Here is a 16,092-nt window from a genome sequence, read left to right on the forward strand (position 1 = left end):
GTGGTGCCCCGGTCAGCGGGCCGCCCGGCTCCCCGAACAGCCCACCCCAACCGGATGCCGCCTCCCCGGACGAATCAGCGCTTGGCATATTCGCGGAAACCACGGCCCGTCTTGCGGCCGAGGCAGCCCGCGGCCACCAGGTGCTCCAGGAGCGGTGCGGGTGCGAGGCCCGGGTCGCGGAACTCGCGGTGCAGCACGCGCTCGATGGCGAGGGAGACGTCCAGGCCCACCACGTCGAGCAGTTCGAACGGGCCCATCGGGTAGCCGCCGCCGAGCTTCATCGCGGCGTCGATGTCGTCGAGCGTCGCGTAGTGCTCCTGGACCATCTTGATCGCGTTGTTCAGGTACGGGAAGAGCAGCGCGTTCACGATGAACCCGGCCCGGTCCCCGCAGTCCACGGGGTGCTTACGGATCTTCTGCGTCAGCTCGCGGACGGTGGCGTGCACCTCGTCGGACGTGAGCACCGTGCGCACGACCTCGACCAGCTTCATCGCCGGGGCCGGGTTGAAGAAGTGCATCCCGATGACGTCCTGCGGGCGCGAGGTCGCGCGGGCGCAGGCGACGACGGGCAGCGAGGAGGTCGTGGTCGCGAGGATCGCGCCCGGCTTGCAGACCTTGTCGAACGTCGCGAACAGCTGCCGCTTGACGTCGAGGTCCTCGGCGACGGCCTCCAGCGCCAGATCGACATCGGCGAACGCGTCGTAGGAACCGGCGGGGGAGACGCGCGCGAGCGCCTGCTCGGCGTTCTCGGCGGTCATCCGGCCCTTGTCGACGGAGCGCCGAAGCGACTTGCCGATACGGGACTTGGCCGCCTCCGCCTTCTCCTCGCTGCGGGCCGCGAGGACCACCTCGTACCCGGCCTTCGCGAACACCTCGGCGATCCCGGAGGCCATCGTCCCCGAGCCCGCGACACCGACGGAGCGGACGGTGCGGGAGGGGCCGGTGATCGCGTCGCTCAGCGGCGTGAGTGCGTCACGCACCACGACGGAGCTGCCCGGCGCCTCGTACGTGTAGAAGCCGCGGCCCGCCTTGCGCCCGGTCAGACCCGCCTCGCTGAGCTGCTTGAGGACCGGGGCCGGGGCGTGCAGCCGGTCGTGCGACTCGGCGTACATGGCGTCGAGCACGGTGCGCGCCGTGTCGACGCCGATCAGGTCGAGCAGCGCCAGCGGGCCCATCGGAAGGCCGCAGCCCAGCTTCATCGCGGCGTCGATGTCCTCGCGCGAGGCGTACTTGGCCTCGTACATGGCGGCGGCCTGGTTGAGGTAGCCGAAGAGCAGCCCGTCGGCGACGAAGCCGGGCCGGTCGCCGACCGCCACCGGGTCCTTGCCCAGCTCGATGGCGAGATCGGTGACCGTGGCGACGGCGGCCGGCGCGGTCAGCACGCTGGAGACCACCTCGACGAGCTTCATCGCCGGCGCCGGATTGAAGAAGTGCAGGCCGAGAACGCGCTCGGGCCGCGCCGAATCGGCGGCGAGCCGGGTCACCGAGAGCGCGTTGGTGCCGGTCGCGAGGACGGTGTCGGGGCGCACGATGCCGTCGAGCTCGCGGAACACCTGCTGCTTGATCTCGTACGACTCCGGGACGACCTCGATCACCAGGTCGGCCTCGGCCGCTGCCTGAAGGTCGGTGAACGTACGGAAGCGGGCGAGCAGGTCCGCCCGCTGCTGCTCGGTGAGGTGCTCGCGGCGCACCGCACGCGCCGTCGAGGCCTCCAGGGACGCCACGGCCTGGGCGGTGGCGGACTCGCTGATGTCGATGCCGACGACCTCGCGCCCGGCACGGGCCAGGACCTCGGCGATGCCGGTGCCCATGGTGCCGAGGCCGACGACGGCCACGGTAGAGATACGGGACAGGGGAGCGTCCATCTGGGAACTCCAGAGAATGAGGGTGAGGACTGCTGCGACTGATCCGCCGCACGCACGCGAGCCGACAGGCGCGGAATGCGCGCGGGTCGCCAACAGGCGTGAGCAGTGCGGGAGTTGAATCGAACCGGCGGCCCTGTCCCGGGGCCGAGCCGTACTGCGGTACACACGGGTACCGAACCGACTGACACTCACGACGGCTGCGTCACCAGGCCGCGCGAGCAGTGCTGCGGGAAGTATGCCCCGCTCACCTGAGCTTAACCAGCGAGTAACGAGCGCGCCAGTCCCCACTGTTGAAAGGTCGCTGTGATCTACGTCGCCGCAGGCCGTGCGCGTCTACCCTCGACGTCATGGACGAAGAGTCGCGAACGGTAACGGAACGCATTCGGAAGGAATCCGGCGGAACGCCCGCGTTCGAGCAGCTGGCCGCCACCCACGACAGGGATGAGCTGGCGGCGGTGCTGACCGCGCCGCAGCAGCCGCTGTGGGCGCGGGAGCTGGCGGCGTACCGGCTCGGCACAGCGGGTGACGGCCGCGCCTTCGAAGCCCTCGTCCTGCTGCTCAACCACCGTGACCCGCAGCGCTGCGCCGCGGCGGCGCGGGCGCTGGCCGCGCTGGGCGACCCGCGTACGGCGCGGGCGGCCGCGGCCCTGGCGACGAACGAGCTCCGCGTCGCCTACGCCCTGCACCCCGTCCGCCTCCTCACCCAGCTCCGCGCCCCGGAGTCCGCCCCGGCCCTGATCGCCACGCTCCGTCGCCGCCTCGTCCCGCACGACCCGTACCGCAAGGTGGCACTGGCCTGTGTGGAGGGCCTGGGCAGCCTCGCCGACCCGCGGGCCCGCGACGTACTGAAGGAGGCGGCCACGCACCAGCGCCTCGCGATGGCGGCGGAGGCGGCGCTGGCGAGACTGCCGCGGGGGTGAGGCGGGAGGCGTGTCGGGCGGCCGTCCTCACAGCAGGGTGAGCTGGGTCGGGGCCTCGGCGGTCGGCTCCTCCTCGCGTACGGGGATGCGGCGGGGCGCGGCCGCCCGGGACGGGCCGATGCCGAACTCCTCGGCCAGTTCGTGGACCTGGCGGGTCACGCGCCGCTGGTACCACTTCGGGGCGTAGGCGCCCTCCGCGTACAGCCGCTCGTAGCGCCGCACCAGGTGCGGGTGGTGCTGCGCCAGCCAGCCCATGAACCACTCGCGGGCGCCGGGGCGCAGGTGCAGGACCAGCGGGGTCACGGACGTCGCGCCCGCCTGGGCGATGGCGCGGACCGTCGCCCGCAGCTGGTCGGGGTGGTCGCCCAGGAAGGGGATCACCGGGGCCATCAGGACCCCGCAGTCGATGCCCGCGTCGGTGAGCGCGCGTACGACATCGAGGCGGCGCTCGGGCGCGGGCGTGCCCGGCTCGACGGTGCGCCACAGCTCCCGGTCCACGAAGCCGACCGACACCGAGATCCCGACGTCCGTCACCTCGGCCGCCTGGCGAAGCAGCGGCAGGTCGCGCAGGATCAGCGTGCCCTTCGTCAGGATCGAGAACGGGTTCGCGTAGTCGCGCAGCGCCTCGATGATGCCGGGCATCAACTGGTAGCGGCCTTCGGCTCGTTGATAGCAGTCGACGTTCGTGCCCATCGCGATGTGCTCGCCGTGCCAGCGGCGCGAGGCGAGATGGTGGCGCAGCAGCTGCGGCGCGTTCACCTTCACCACGATCTGGCTGTCGAAGCCGAGCCCGGTGTCGAGGTCGAGATAGCGGTGGGTGTTGCGGGCGAAGCAGTAGACGCACGCGTGAGTACAGCCACGGTACGGATTGACGGTCCACTCGAACGGCATCCGGGACGCCCCCGGCACCCGGTTCACGATCGACCGGGCCCTGATCTCGTGGAATGTGACGCCCGCGAACTCGGGGGTGTCGAAGGTGCGGCTCACGACCGCGTCCGCGCCGAACAGCGCGGCGTCCCGGGCTCGCCCGTGATCGGTGGGCTCGTCCGTGAGGTTCTCCCAGCGCATGACGCCTCCTCGATAGCACTGACCACAGAATAGAACACATGTTCCCTTGATCGTGCGAGCGGTCTGGGCCCGACGTGGGGCCGGGCCCCGATTTGGGCGGCCGGTACAGAGGGTGGTTGTCTTGACACCGCTCATGGGCCGGTCCAGGCGGCCCCTGAAGAACCAATTGCTGGAGGAAGAGTCATGGCGCAGGTCGAGGCCACCACGGAACGTGTCGTCGCCGCCAAGCCGGACGACGTCTTCGACGCCCTCGCCGACTACAGCGGCACGCGCGCGAAGATGCTCCCCGAGCAGTACAGCGAGTACGAGGTGCGCGAGGGTGGCGACGGCGAGGGCACGCTCGTGCACTGGAAGCTCCAGGCCACCAGCAAGCGCGTGCGCGACTGCCTGCTCGACGTGACCGAGCCGACCGACGGCGAGCTCGTCGAGAAGGACCGCAACTCCTCGATGGTCACGACGTGGCGCGTCACGCCCGCCGGCGACGGACAGTCCCGCGTCGTCGTCACGACCGTGTGGAACGGCGCGGGCGGCATCGGCGGCTTCTTCGAGAAGACCTTCGCCCCCAAGGGCCTCGGCCGCATCTACGACGCCGTGCTCGCGGGGCTCGCGACCGAAGTCGAGAAGTGACCCGCGTGCGCGCGTAGTTGTGACCCTCGCGCACTGATTCGCCGCTCACCGTTTCGAGTGGTTCTCGTTTTGCCGCCGTTGTACGCCGTAGGGCTCCTACCGGCGGATACGTCGATCCGGCCCACCTGGACAGCGACTCGTCGCGCTTGCCCCCAGTTGTCGCGTAATGCGAGAAATGGCCGCAAGGGCGACGAGGGGAGCTGCAGGTGGGCACGGTGACACTGGTGACCGATCCGGCCGGGGAGCCGGTGGCCCCGCCCGATCCCCGGTCCGATCTCCCGCAGGAGCCGCAACGGCCCGCGGAACCCGCCGAGTTGCCCGGCCACGGGCTCAGCCCGCGCCGCGTGCGCATGGTCTTCGTCAGCCTGATGCTGGCGCTGCTGCTCGCCGCCCTGGAGCAGATGATCGTCGCCACGGCGCTGCCCCGGATCGTCGGCGAACTGCACGGCCTGGACAAGATGTCCTGGGCGATCACCGCCTACCTGCTGACCTCGACCATCGGCCTGCCGATCTACGGAAAGCTCGGCGACCTCTTCGGCCGCAAGGGCGTCTTCCAGTTCGCGATCGTCGTCTTCGTCATCGGCTCCGCGCTCGCGGGCCGCGCGCAGACGATGGACCAACTCATCGCGTTCCGCGCCCTCCAGGGCGTCGGCGCGGGCGGTCTCATGATCGGTGTGCAGGCGATCATCGGTGACATCGTGCCGCCGCGCGAACGCGGCCGCTACATGGGCCTGATCGGAGCCGCGTTCGGCCTCGCCTCGGTCGCGGGCCCGCTGCTCGGCGGCTACTTCACCGACCACCTCTCCTGGCGCTGGTGCTTCTACATCAACGTCCCGTTCGGCCTGCTCACCCTCGCGGTCACGGCCGTCGTCCTCAAGCTCCCCAAGCCCACGAAGAAGCCCCGACTCGACGTCCTGGGCGCGCTGTTGCTGGCCACCGCCTCCACCTGCCTTGTCCTGCTGACCAGTTGGGGCGGGACCGAGTACGAGTGGGGCGACCGCGTCATCATCGGGCTCGGCGCGGGCGCCCTCGCCTCGACGCTCCTCTTCCTCCTCGCCGAGAGGTTCGCCGCCGAACCCCTCATCCCGCTGCGGCTGTTCCGCGACTCGGTGTTCAACATCAGTGGCCTCGTCGGCATGGTCGTCGGCGTCGCGCTGTTCGGCGCGGCGAGCTATCTGCCGACGTTCCTCCAGATGGTCGACGGAGCGTCCGCGACCGAGTCCGGTCTGCTGATGCTGCCCATGATGGGCGGGGTGGTCGTCGCCTCCATCGTCTCCGGCCAACTCATCAGCCACACGAGCCGATACAAGCTCTACCCGATCCTGGGCGGCGCGCTCTCGACGGCGGGCATGTACCTCCTCTCCCGCCTCGAAGCCGACACCCCCCGCCTCGAATACAGCATCCACATGGCGGTGTTGGGCGCGGGCATCGGCCTGATCATGCCCGTCCTCGTGCTCGCCGTGCAGAACTCCGTACGTCCCTCGGACCTCGGCACCGCCACCAGCGCCAACAACTACTTCCGGCAGATCGGCGGCAGCGTCGGCGCCGCGATCTTCGGCACGCTCTTCGCGAACCGGCTCGCCGACTCCCTCGCCGACCGGGTCCCCAGCGGCGGGCGCCTGCCCGACGCCGAGTCCATCACCCCGCAGCTCGTGCACGCGATGCCCGCGGCACTGCGCACCCCGTACATCGAGGCGTACGCCGACGCGATGCCCCGGATCTTCCTCTACTTGGTGCCGGTCCTCGTCCTGGGCCTGCTCCTCGCCTTCTTCCTCAAGGAGACCCCTCTCTTGTCCAGTTCAGCCGGCTCCGAGACCCGCGTCATTCCCTCGCAGGAGCGCACCACCGCGTACGCCGCCGGGGTCCCGGTCTGCGGGACCGTACGGCACTCCGACGGCACCCCCGTGCCGCGCGCCGCGCTCACCCTCATCGACATCGGCGGCTCCCAGATCGGCCGCGGCGCGAGCGGTGACGACGGCCGGTACGCGCTCGCGACCCCGGGCACCGGTTCGTACGTCCTGATCGCGGCGGCCGGTGGCCACCAGCCGCAGGCCGTGACGGTCACGGTCGGCGAGCGCCCGGTGGACCTGGACGTGGTCCTCGGCGGCGCGGGTCGCCTGGCCGGTTCGGTGCTCACGGCGGACGGAACCCCCGTCCGCGAAGCGATCGTGACGCTGACGAACGTGCACGGCGAGGTCGTGTCGACGACCCGCTCCGGCCGCGAAGGCACCTACGTCATCGCGGAGTTGGTGGCCGGCGAGTACACCCTGGCCGCCAGCGCCCCGGCGTTCCGGCCCGCCGCGCTCCCGGTGACGGTGATGGCCTCCCGCGAGACCCGCCAGGACGTGGAGCTCGCGGGAGGGGCGATGCTGCGGGGGACGGTGCGGGCGGGTGACGGCCGCCCGGTGGAGGACGCGCGGGTGACGCTGCTCGATGTCGCGGGCAACGTGGTGGACACCCTGACGACGGGCCCGGACGGCACGTTCCGCTTCGTCGACCTGGCCTCCGGCGAGTACACGGTGATCGCGGCGGGCTACCCCCCGGTCGCCACGGTCCTCCAGGTCCCCGGCGGCACCCGCACCGACCGCGACCTCCAACTGGGCCACGAGGACTGAGACGGGGACAAATCAAGCCCCGCCGGCGTTTGAGGCGCGGGGTCCGGGGCGGAGCCCCGGGGGCGGAGGACGGACAGCCGCAACGGGGAAGTCAAGGGGCGCACTCCAATTACCGCCAAGAAGCCCCCCGTTCCCCGGCGGAGCCGTACCGTGGAAAGAGGCGGCACCCACCCCCGGCGTGCCGGAGGGAAGGAACGCGGCGATGGACGGCACCGGTCAAGCCCCGCAGGGCCGCGTTCCGCTCGCCGTCGTCCTGGTCGACCACGCGGGCCGCGTCTCGCACTGGAGCAGCGGCGCCCGCCGCCTCTTCGGCCCGCCCAAGGAGGACGCGGTGGGCCGCCCCGCCGCCGATCTGCTGCCGGTCTCCGGCGCGCTCCCGCAACAGGGCCCCGCGCCGCACGACTTGGAGGAGTCGCTCGGCGGACAGCTGTCCTACCCGGCCGCGGGGCGGGCCCGCCTCGACACCAGCGCGGAGCCCCGCGACCGCATCGACGTCCTGTGGTGGGCGTACCCCCTGGTGGGCCCGGGCCCCGAGCGGCTGCTCGTGCTGGCCGCCGACGCCCGCAGGCTGGGCGGCGACGAGGGGCCGGAGGCCGAGCGCATAGCCCCAGCCTTCGCGCTGCACACGGACTTCCCGGCGGCGGACGAACTGGCGCGCAAGCTGCCCGAGATCCTGCCGAGCATGAGCGTCTCCGAGAGCGCGCGGATCGTGTCACAGGTGCTCGAACTCGGTTATCCGGTCCTGGAGTTCAGTCAGCACGACCGGATCCCCGTCACCCCGGACTGGGGCGTGTCCAGGCGCACCGAGCGCAAGGCGCGCCGCGCGGCTGCCGCCCGCGCCACCGCGCTGGGCGTGCCGTCCCCGCGCACACCGCTCGACGACGCAGAGGACGCCGAGGACGCGGAGGACATCGAATACGCGGCCGTGCGCGACCGTCTCGAATTCCTCAACGAGGTGAGCGGGCGCATCGGTTCGTCCCTCGACCTGTCCCGCACCATCGTCGAGGTCAGCCGCGCGGTGGTGCCGCGCTTCACCGACGTGGCGGGCACGTACCTGCGCGAACAGGTCGTCGCGGGCGAGGGCTTCCCGGAGGGCGCGCCCGACGCCACCACGATGTGGCACCGCGTCGCCCTGGAGCACACCGACGAACCGGGCCGGTGGGACGATGTCGTACCGGTGGGCGAGTCCATGCCCTTCCCGGTGCACACCCCGTTCTTCCAGTGCATGACCAGCGGCGACCCGGTCCTCGTGCCGTACATCTCGGAGGAGATGGGCAACGCGATCGCGTCGCAGTTCGAGAAGCGCGACATCCGGCCGCTGATCAACCACCGGTCGATGCTGGTGGTGCCGCTGAAGGCGCGCAATGTCGTCCTGGGGTTCATGATCCTGCTGCGCCACCAGGAGCGGCCCGTCTTCAACGACATGGACCGCGCGACCGGCGCCGAACTCGCCGCGCGAGCCGGCCTCGTACTCGACAACGCGCGCATGTACACCTACCAGGAGGCCGTCGCCGAGACGCTCCAGGACAGCATGCTGCCGCACATCGAGCCGCACATGCCGGGCTGTGACATCGCCACCCGCTATCTGCCGGGCACGCTCCTGGGGCGGGTCGGCGGCGACTGGTTCGACTCCATCAAGCTGCCGGGCGCGCGCACCGCGCTCGTCGTGGGCGACGTCATGGGGCACGGGCTCAACTCGGCTGCCATGATGGGCCAGTTACGGACCGCCGTGCAGACCATGGCGGCGCTCGACCTGCCGCCCGCCCAACTCCTGCGCAATCTCGACGACTTGGCGCAGCGCCTTGGCGACAACTACCTCGCGACGTGTCTGTACGCCGTCTACGACCCCATCGCGGGCGAGCTGCACATCGCCAACGCCGGGCACATCCCGCCGGTGCTCGTACGCGCCGCCGATGGCGGCAGCGAACTGCTCGAACTGCCCACGGGCGCGCCGATCGGCGTCGGTGGCGTGCCCTTCGAGTCCGTACGGGTCCCGGTCGCGCCCGGCGACCGCCTGGTGATGTGCACGGACGGCCTGGTGGAGGTGCGCGGCGAGGACATCGGTGTGGGGCTCGCGGCGCTCTGCGAGTCCGCCGCCCACCCGGCCGCGTCGATGGACGACGCCTGCGACACCATCATCCGCACGCTGGCGACGAGGGGCGGCCGCAAGGACGACGTGGCCCTGCTGCTCGCGCGGCTCAACGGGTTCGCGGGGGACGACGTCGCCCACTGGACCTTCGACCCGGAGCCCGCGGAGGTGCCACGCGCGCGTGGTCTCGTGCGCGATCAGCTCGCGCTGTGGGGCCTGCCGGGGATCTCGGACTCCGCGGAGCAGATCGTGGGCGAACTCGTCGCCAATGCCGTCTGCCATGCGCGCGGCGGCCCGGTGCAGCTGCGTCTGGTGCGCTCCGGGACGCTGCTGTGCGAGGTCGAGGACACCGAGCACGCCCTGCCGACGCTGCTGAACGCGGGTCCTGGCGACGAGTTCGGGCGGGGTCTGCGCGTGGTGGCGCGGCTCTCGCGCGCGTGGGGCACGAGCCGCACCGCGACGGGCAAGACCGTGTGGTTCGAACTTTCCGCGTCGTCCCGGTGAAGGTGCGTACGGCGTGCTTGTGGGGCGTGTCCCGGAGCGGTAGACCGATCTGACACTTCGGCTGCCGCACCCTGGGGAGGGTTCCATGAGCGTGAGCGAGCGCTACAAGGAAGCGTGGGAGAGTTTCTGGGAGGACGCCTCGCCCGAGCCGGGCGGTGTTTTCTGGGACTCCGAGCCCGCTCTGACGGCGGGGCTCCATCTCGCCCTGTTCGAGCCCGAGTTGGCGGCTCCCGGCCTGCCCATGGTGGACCTCGGCTGTGGCAACGGCACGCAGACCCGCTTCCTCGCCGACCGTTACCCGAGAGTCGTCGGCGCCGACCTGTCGGCGGCCGCCCTCGGCCGGGCCCGCGAGGCCGATCCCGCGGGACAGGCCGACTACCGGGAGCTCGACGCCACCGACAACGACCAAATGGGCTCGCTGCACGCCGAGTTGGGCGACGTCAATGTCTATATGCGGGGCGTGCTGCACCAGAGCGATCCCACCGACCGGCAGTTGCTCGTCGACGCGATCGCGGCGCTCGTCGGCGAGCGCGGACGCGGCTTCGTGGTCGAGCTGTCGGAGCGGGCGCGGCCGATCCTGGAGGCACTCGCGTCGGGACCGGCCGGGCCACCGCCCAAACTGGGCGAGGTGTTCTCGCACGGCATCGCGCCCGGCGAGGTATCGGACGAGGTGGTGCCCGAGTACATGACCTCGGCGGGCCTCACGGTCCTCGCCGCGGGTGAGCTGCCGCTCGTGACGACGGACTTCTCGGCCGACGGAGGGCGCATCGAGCTGCCGTCGACGTGGCTGGTGGTGGGCCGGGAGGACTGACCGCGTCGCGCCGGCAGCCGGTCGAGCCTGCCGCCACCGGCCCGTGCCGCAGGATCGTCGCTGGTGAGGGGGCCTGCTTATCCGGCCGGGGGTCCGGGGGTCGTCCCCCGGGGAGACACAGCCCACAGGGCTGGTGCGGTTCGTACGGATCCGCGTACGGTTCTGGCCATGAAGATCCTCATCAGCGCCGACATGGAGGGCGCCACGGGCGTTACGTGGCCCGCGGACGTCCTCCCCGGCACACCGCAGTGGGAGCGCTGCCGTTCCATGTTCACGTCGGACGTGAACGCGGCGGCGCTCGGCTTCTTCGACGGCGGCGCCGACGAGGTGCTGATCAACGAGGCGCACTGGACGATGCGCAATCTGCTGCTCGAACAGCTCGACGAGCGGGTGGAAATGCTCACCGGGCGGCACAAGTCGCTGTCCATGGTGGAGGGCGTCCAGCACGGCGACGTCGACGCCATCGCGTTCATCGGCTACCACGCGGGCGCCGGCATGGAGGGTGTGCTCGCGCACACCTACCTGGCGAACCAGATCACGGGCGTCTGGGTCAACGACGTACGGGCGAGCGAGGGCCTGCTGAACGCGCACGTGGTGGCCGAGTACGGGGTGCCCGTCGTCCTCGTCACCGGCGACGACCACGCGTGCGACGACGCGCTCGGGTACGCCCCCGAGGCCCGCAAGGTCGCCGTCAAGGACCATGTCTCCCGGTACGCGGCCGTGTGCCGCACCCCCGCGCGCACCGCCGCCGACATCCGGTCCGCCGCCAAGGACGCCGCGTCCATCGCGGTGCGCCACGAGCCGGTGCAGGCGGGCCCGTTCACGATCCAGGTGGAGTTCGACGCCGAGCACCTCGCGATGGCCTCGACCGTCGTGCCGGGCGTGCGCCAGGTCGGCGAGCGGAAGATCGCGTACACCCACGAGACCATGTACGAGGGCATCCGCACCTTCAAGGCGGTCACCACGATCGCCTCGGCCGCGGTGGAGGAACAGTATGGCTGAGCAGACCGTGAGCTCTCTCGGGACCGTGGACCAACAGGCGCTCGACGAGGTCGTCGCGTTCACCTCCGAGCTGATCCGCATCGACACCACGAACCGCGGCGGAGGCGACTGCCAGGAGCGGCCCGCCGCCGAGTACGCGGCCGAGAAGCTGTCCGAGGCCGGACTGAAGCCGACGATCCTGGAGCGCACCGCGGGCCGCGGCAACGTCGTCGCCCGCATCGAGGGCACCGACCCGACGGCCGACGCCCTGCTCGTCCACGGGCACCTGGACGTCGTGCCCGCCGAGGCGGCCGACTGGAGCGTGGACCCGTTCTCCGGGGAAGTGCGCGACGGCGTCGTGTGGGGCCGCGGCGCGGTCGACATGAAGAACATGGACGCGATGATCCTGGCGACCGTACGCCAGTGGGCGCGCGTCGGATTCCGGCCCCGGCGCGACATCGTCATCGCCTTCACCGCCGACGAGGAGGCCAGCGCCGAGGACGGCTCGGGCTTCCTCGCCGACCAGCACCCCGGCCTCTTCGAAGGCTGTACCGAAGGCATCAGCGAGTCCGGAGCCTTCACCTTCCACGACGGCAGCGGCAGGCAGCTGTACCCGATCGCGGCGGGCGAGCGCGGCACCGGCTGGCTGAAGCTCACCGCGCGCGGCAAGGCAGGACACGGCTCCAAGGTCAACAAGGCCAACGCGGTGGGCCGGCTCGCCGCCGCGGTCGCCCGCATCGACGCGCACGAGTGGCCGGTGCGCCTCACCCCGACGGTGCGCGCCGCGCTGACGGAGATGGCCGCGCTGTACGGCATCCGGGCCGACGTGGACGCGCCGGACTTCGACGTGGACGCGCTGCTCGCGGCGCTCGGCCCGGCCGCCGCCCTGGTCGAGCCGACGGTCCGCAACAGCGCCAACCCGACGATGCTGTCCGCCGGTTACAAGATCAACGTCATTCCGGGGGACGCCACGGCGCACGTCGACGGGCGCTATCTGCCGGGCGGCGAGGACGAGTTCAAGGCCACCCTCGACCAGCTCACCGGGCCCGACGTCGACTGGGAGTACCACCACCGCGAGGTCGCGCTCCAGGCGCCGGTCGACTCGCCCACGTACGCGCGGATGCGGGCGGCCGTCGAGGAGTTCGCGCCCGAGGGCCACGTCGTGCCGTACTGCATGTCGGGCGGCACCGACGCCAAGCAGTTCTCCCGGCTCGGCATCACCGGCTACGGCTTCGCCCCGCTCAAGCTGCCCGAGGGCTTCGACTACCAGGCACTGTTCCACGGCGTGGACGAGCGGGTTCCGGTGGAGGCGCTGCACTTCGGAGTGCGCGTGCTCGACAGATTCCTCCGCACGGCCTGAGCCACCCCGCACACATATCAGTGGAAACACCCGCAGGAACACGGACTAGGAAAAGATGGCGGACGCGAAGAACATGGGGGACACCGGACAAATGCGGGGCGGGGACGACATGCTGCACACGCGAGAGTACGGATCCTGGCCGTCGCCGATCGACGCCCGGCTGGCGGCGGCCCACGACGGGCAGCCCGAGTACGTCGGCTTCGTCGGCCCCGAGGCCTGGTGGACCGAACCCCGGCCCACCGAGTCGGGCCGCCGCGCCCTGGTGCGCCGCCTCGCCGACGGCACCGAGCGGTCGGTGCTGCCCGCGCCGTGGAACGTGCGCAGCCGCGTCATCGAGTACGGCGGCCGCCCCTGGGCCGGGGCCGAGCGCCCCGAGGACCCCCGCGGCGCCCTCGTCGTCTTCGTGAACTTCGCCGACCAGCGCCTGTACGCCTACGAGCCCGACGCCCCCGGCGCCGAGCCGCGCCCGCTCACCCCCGTCTCGGACATCGGTGGCGGACTGCGCTGGGTCGACCCGCAGCTGCACGTCGAGCGCGGCGAAGTGTGGTGCGTCCTGGAGGAGTTCACCGGCGAGGGCCCCGGCGACCTGCGACGTCTGGTCGCGGCCGTACCGCTCGACGGTTCGGCGGCCGGAGACCGGGCCGCGGTGCGCGAACTGACCGACGACGCCCACCGGTTCGTCACGACCGCCCGGCTCTCGCCCGACGGGCGGCGCGCCGCGTGGATCGCCTGGGACCACCCGCGGATGCCGTGGGACGGCACGGAACTGCTGCTCGCGGAGATCGCCGACGACGGCACCTTCGGCCCGCCGCAGACCGTCGCGGGCGGCGTCGAGGAATCCGTCTGCCAGGCCGAGTGGGCGCTCGACGGCGGCCTGCTGTTCTCCAGCGACCGCAGCGGCTGGTGGAACCTGTACCGGCTCGACCTGCCCAGCGGGCGGGAAGCCCCGCGCGGGGGAGCCCGGCCGCTGTGCGCCCGCGACGAGGAGTTCGGCGGGCCGATGTGGAAGCTCGGCCTGAGCTGGTTCAAGCCGCTGGAGGCCGGGCTGATCGCCGTCGTGCACGGCGTCGGCGCCACCGCGCTCGGCATCCTCGACCCGGAGACCGGCGAGGTCGTCGACACGGCCGGCCCCTGGACCGCGTGGTCGGCCACGCTCGCGGTGCACGGCAGCCGCGTCGTCGGCGTCGCCGCGAGCCCGCGCACCGCGCCCGAGGTCGTCGAGCTCGACACCGGCACCGGGCACACGCGCGTGATCGGCGCCGCGCACGACGACCCGGTCGACCCCGTGTACTACCCGGAACCGCAGATCCGCGTCTTCGCCGGCCCCGACGGGCGGGACGTCCACGCCCACATCTACCCGCCGCACAGCCCCACCCACGTGGCCGCCGACGACGAGCTCCCGCCGTACGTCGTGTGGGCGCACGGCGGCCCCACCAGCCACGCGCCCCTCGTACTCGACCTGGAAATCGCCTACTTCACCTCCCGCGGCATCGGCGTCGCCGAGGTCAACTACGGCGGCTCGACCGGGTACGGGCGGGAGTACCGCAACCGGCTGCGCGAGCAGTGGGGCGTCGTCGACGTCGAGGACTGCGCGGCCGTCGCGCTGGCCCTCGCCGAAGAGGGCACCGCCGACCGCGAGCGGCTCGCCATCCGCGGCGGCAGCGCCGGAGGCTGGACCAGCGCGGCCTCCCTGACCAGCACGGACGTCTACGCCTGCGGAACGATCAGCTATCCCATCCTCGACCTCGCCGGCTGGGCCGAGGGGGAGACCCACGACTTCGAGTCCCGGTACCTGGAGTCGCTCGTCGGCCCGCTCGCCGAGGTGCCCGCGCGCTACGCGGAGCGCTCGCCCGCCGAGCACGCCGACCGCCTCTCGGCGCCGTTCCTGATCCTCCAGGGCCTCGACGACGTGATCTGCCCGCCCGTCCAGTGCGAGCGGTTCCTGGAGCGGGTGGCGAGAGAGGGGCGCCGGGTGCCGCACGCGTACATCGCCTTCGAGGGCGAAGGCCACGGATTCCGCCGTGCGGACACGCTGGTGCGTGCCCTGGAGGCTGAACTCTCCCTGTACGCCCAGGTGTTCACGATCCAGGTGGGCGGCATCCCCACTCTTGAGCTGGCCAAGTGAGGCCACTGCGCCGCGCGGAGCGGCTGGCTCCGGGCGCGCGGGTCGCCGTGGTCGCCCCCAGCGGCCCGGTCCCTGAGGACGCGCTCCAGACCGGCCTGGACATCTTGCGAGGCTGGGACCTGGAACCGGTCGTGGCACCCCATGTCCTGGACACGCACGGGGAGTTCGACTACCTGGCGGGCGCGGACGCCGACCGTGCCGCGGACCTCCAGCGGGCCTGGTGCGACCCGGACGTGGACGCCGTCCTCTGCGCTCGCGGTGGCTACGGTGCGCAGCGGATGGTCGACCTCCTCGACTGGGAAGCGATGCGTGCGGCCCGGCCCAAGGTCTTCGTCGGCTACAGCGACATCACCGCGCTGCACGAGGCGTTCGCGGTACGGCTCGGGGTGGGCACGCTGCACGGGCCGATGGTCGCCACGGCCGACTTCCTCAAGAACCCGCGGGCCCAGGAACATCTGCGGGCGACGCTGTTCGAGCCCGAGACGGTGCGGGTGATCTCCGCGGGTGAGGGCCACGGTGTCCTGGTGCCCGGCACGGCGCGCGGTGTCACCCTCGGCGGCTGCCTGTCGCTGCTCGCGGCGGACCTCGGCACGGCGGGGGCGCGGGGCTCGGTGCGGGGTGGGCTGCTGTGCCTGGAGGACGTGGGCGAGGAGGCGTACCGGATCGACCGCTACCTGACCCAACTCCTGCGTGGGGGGCTGCTGGACGGTGTGGCCGGGATCCTGCTCGGCTCGTGGTCGGACTGCGAGCCGCTGCGCGGGCTTCTGGTGGATCGGTTGGGCGGGCTCGGGGTACCGGTGGCGGAGGAGTTCGGTTTCGGCCACTGCGAGGGGGCGTTGACGGTGCCGATGGGCGCGGCGGGTGAACTGGGCGCGGCCGCGGGAACGTTGACGCTCGACGTACCGGCTCTGACCTGACCCGTGGCCGTGGCCACCGGCCTGTTGCGCGGCACCGGGGTGCCGCCTTGCCCACCATGCCGCCCAAGGCGGCAGATTGCCCAAGGCTCGGTCGGCACTCTCAAGCCCCGCCGTCGGACGAGAGCCAGCGGGGTCCGGGGCGGAGCCCCGTGGCGTTGGACGGAGATTCACCCGGCAGGGTTCTTGCCCCTTGCTGACACGTGCCACACG

11 protein-coding genes are annotated in these 16,092 nt (G+C 72.0%); 9 read left to right on the forward strand and 2 right to left on the reverse strand.

The genetic code is table 11. The features are described from left to right. Positions 1-74: 74 nt before the first annotated feature. A complete protein-coding gene (locus ACFYWS_RS15625) occupies positions 75-1,865 on the reverse strand; it encodes a 3-hydroxyacyl-CoA dehydrogenase family protein (RefSeq protein ID WP_389275448.1) in 1,791 nt (596 codons plus the stop codon). Positions 1,866-2,212: 347 nt separating this feature from the next. Between ACFYWS_RS15625 and ACFYWS_RS15630 the strand changes: the two genes are divergently transcribed. Beyond that, on the forward strand, positions 2,213-2,785 hold the full coding sequence (locus ACFYWS_RS15630) for an adenylosuccinate lyase (RefSeq protein ID WP_389275450.1): 573 nt from the start codon (positions 2,213-2,215) through the stop codon (positions 2,783-2,785). A 27-nt stretch (positions 2,786-2,812) separates the two neighbouring features. Here the strand turns inward: ACFYWS_RS15630 and ACFYWS_RS15635 are convergent, their stop codons facing one another. Continuing rightward, a complete protein-coding gene (locus tag ACFYWS_RS15635) occupies positions 2,813-3,853 on the reverse strand; it encodes an Rv2578c family radical SAM protein (RefSeq protein WP_389275453.1) in 1,041 nt (346 codons plus the stop codon). Positions 3,854-4,036: 183 nt separating this feature from the next. Here ACFYWS_RS15635 and ACFYWS_RS15640 point away from each other — a divergent pair, with 183 nt between their 5' ends. From ACFYWS_RS15640 to ACFYWS_RS15675, 8 genes are all read left to right on the forward strand, one after another. Beyond that, entirely contained in the window at positions 4,037-4,480 is a 444-nt protein-coding gene (locus ACFYWS_RS15640) for an SRPBCC family protein (RefSeq protein WP_389275456.1), read from the forward strand. A gap of 206 nt (positions 4,481-4,686) precedes the next feature. Beyond that, positions 4,687-7,095, forward strand: a complete 2,409-nt coding sequence (locus ACFYWS_RS15645; protein WP_389275459.1) for an MFS transporter — start codon at positions 4,687-4,689, stop codon at positions 7,093-7,095. Positions 7,096-7,297: 202 nt separating this feature from the next. Beyond that, positions 7,298-9,688 carry a SpoIIE family protein phosphatase gene (locus ACFYWS_RS15650; RefSeq protein ID WP_389275462.1) on the forward strand — a complete coding sequence of 797 codons (2,391 nt, stop codon included), beginning with the start codon at positions 7,298-7,300 and terminating at the stop codon, positions 9,686-9,688. 85 nt (positions 9,689-9,773) lie between these two features. Further along, positions 9,774-10,499, forward strand: coding sequence for a class I SAM-dependent methyltransferase (locus ACFYWS_RS15655; RefSeq protein WP_389275465.1), 726 nt, complete (start codon positions 9,774-9,776; stop codon positions 10,497-10,499). Between the two features lie 168 nt (positions 10,500-10,667). Continuing rightward, entirely contained in the window at positions 10,668-11,501 is an 834-nt protein-coding gene (locus tag ACFYWS_RS15660; RefSeq protein WP_389275469.1) for a M55 family metallopeptidase, read from the forward strand. Then, entirely contained in the window at positions 11,494-12,840 is a 1,347-nt protein-coding gene (locus tag ACFYWS_RS15665) for a M20/M25/M40 family metallo-hydrolase (protein ID WP_389275472.1), read from the forward strand. Before ACFYWS_RS15660 ends, ACFYWS_RS15665 begins: the two co-directional genes overlap by 8 nt. Positions 12,841-12,895: 55 nt before the next feature. Next, positions 12,896-14,965, forward strand: a complete 2,070-nt coding sequence (locus ACFYWS_RS15670; RefSeq protein ID WP_389275475.1) for a prolyl oligopeptidase family serine peptidase — start codon at positions 12,896-12,898, stop codon at positions 14,963-14,965. Further along, entirely contained in the window at positions 14,962-15,882 is a 921-nt protein-coding gene (locus ACFYWS_RS15675; RefSeq protein ID WP_389275478.1) for an LD-carboxypeptidase, read from the forward strand. The genes ACFYWS_RS15670 and ACFYWS_RS15675 overlap by 4 nt, the downstream gene beginning before the upstream one ends. The last annotated feature ends 210 nt before the right edge of the window (positions 15,883-16,092 follow it).

Source organism: Streptomyces sp. NPDC002795 (genome assembly GCF_042888725.1).
Classification (GTDB): Bacteria; Actinomycetota; Actinomycetes; order Streptomycetales; family Streptomycetaceae; genus Streptomyces.

Coding starts and splice junctions, on each gene's coding strand:
- ACFYWS_RS15625 (WP_389275448.1), bottom strand. CDS start 1,865: ATGGACGCTCCCCTGTCCCGTATCTCTACCGTGGCCGTCGTCGGCCTC.
- ACFYWS_RS15630 (WP_389275450.1), top strand. CDS start 2,213: ATGGACGAAGAGTCGCGAACGGTAACGGAACGCATTCGGAAGGAATCC.
- ACFYWS_RS15635 (WP_389275453.1), bottom strand. CDS start 3,853: ATGCGCTGGGAGAACCTCACGGACGAGCCCACCGATCACGGGCGAGCC.
- ACFYWS_RS15640 (WP_389275456.1), top strand. CDS start 4,037: ATGGCGCAGGTCGAGGCCACCACGGAACGTGTCGTCGCCGCCAAGCCG.
- ACFYWS_RS15650 (WP_389275462.1), top strand. CDS start 7,298: ATGGACGGCACCGGTCAAGCCCCGCAGGGCCGCGTTCCGCTCGCCGTC.
- ACFYWS_RS15655 (WP_389275465.1), top strand. CDS start 9,774: ATGAGCGTGAGCGAGCGCTACAAGGAAGCGTGGGAGAGTTTCTGGGAG.
- ACFYWS_RS15660 (WP_389275469.1), top strand. CDS start 10,668: ATGAAGATCCTCATCAGCGCCGACATGGAGGGCGCCACGGGCGTTACG.
- ACFYWS_RS15665 (WP_389275472.1), top strand. CDS start 11,494: ATGGCTGAGCAGACCGTGAGCTCTCTCGGGACCGTGGACCAACAGGCG.
- ACFYWS_RS15670 (WP_389275475.1), top strand. CDS start 12,896: ATGGCGGACGCGAAGAACATGGGGGACACCGGACAAATGCGGGGCGGG.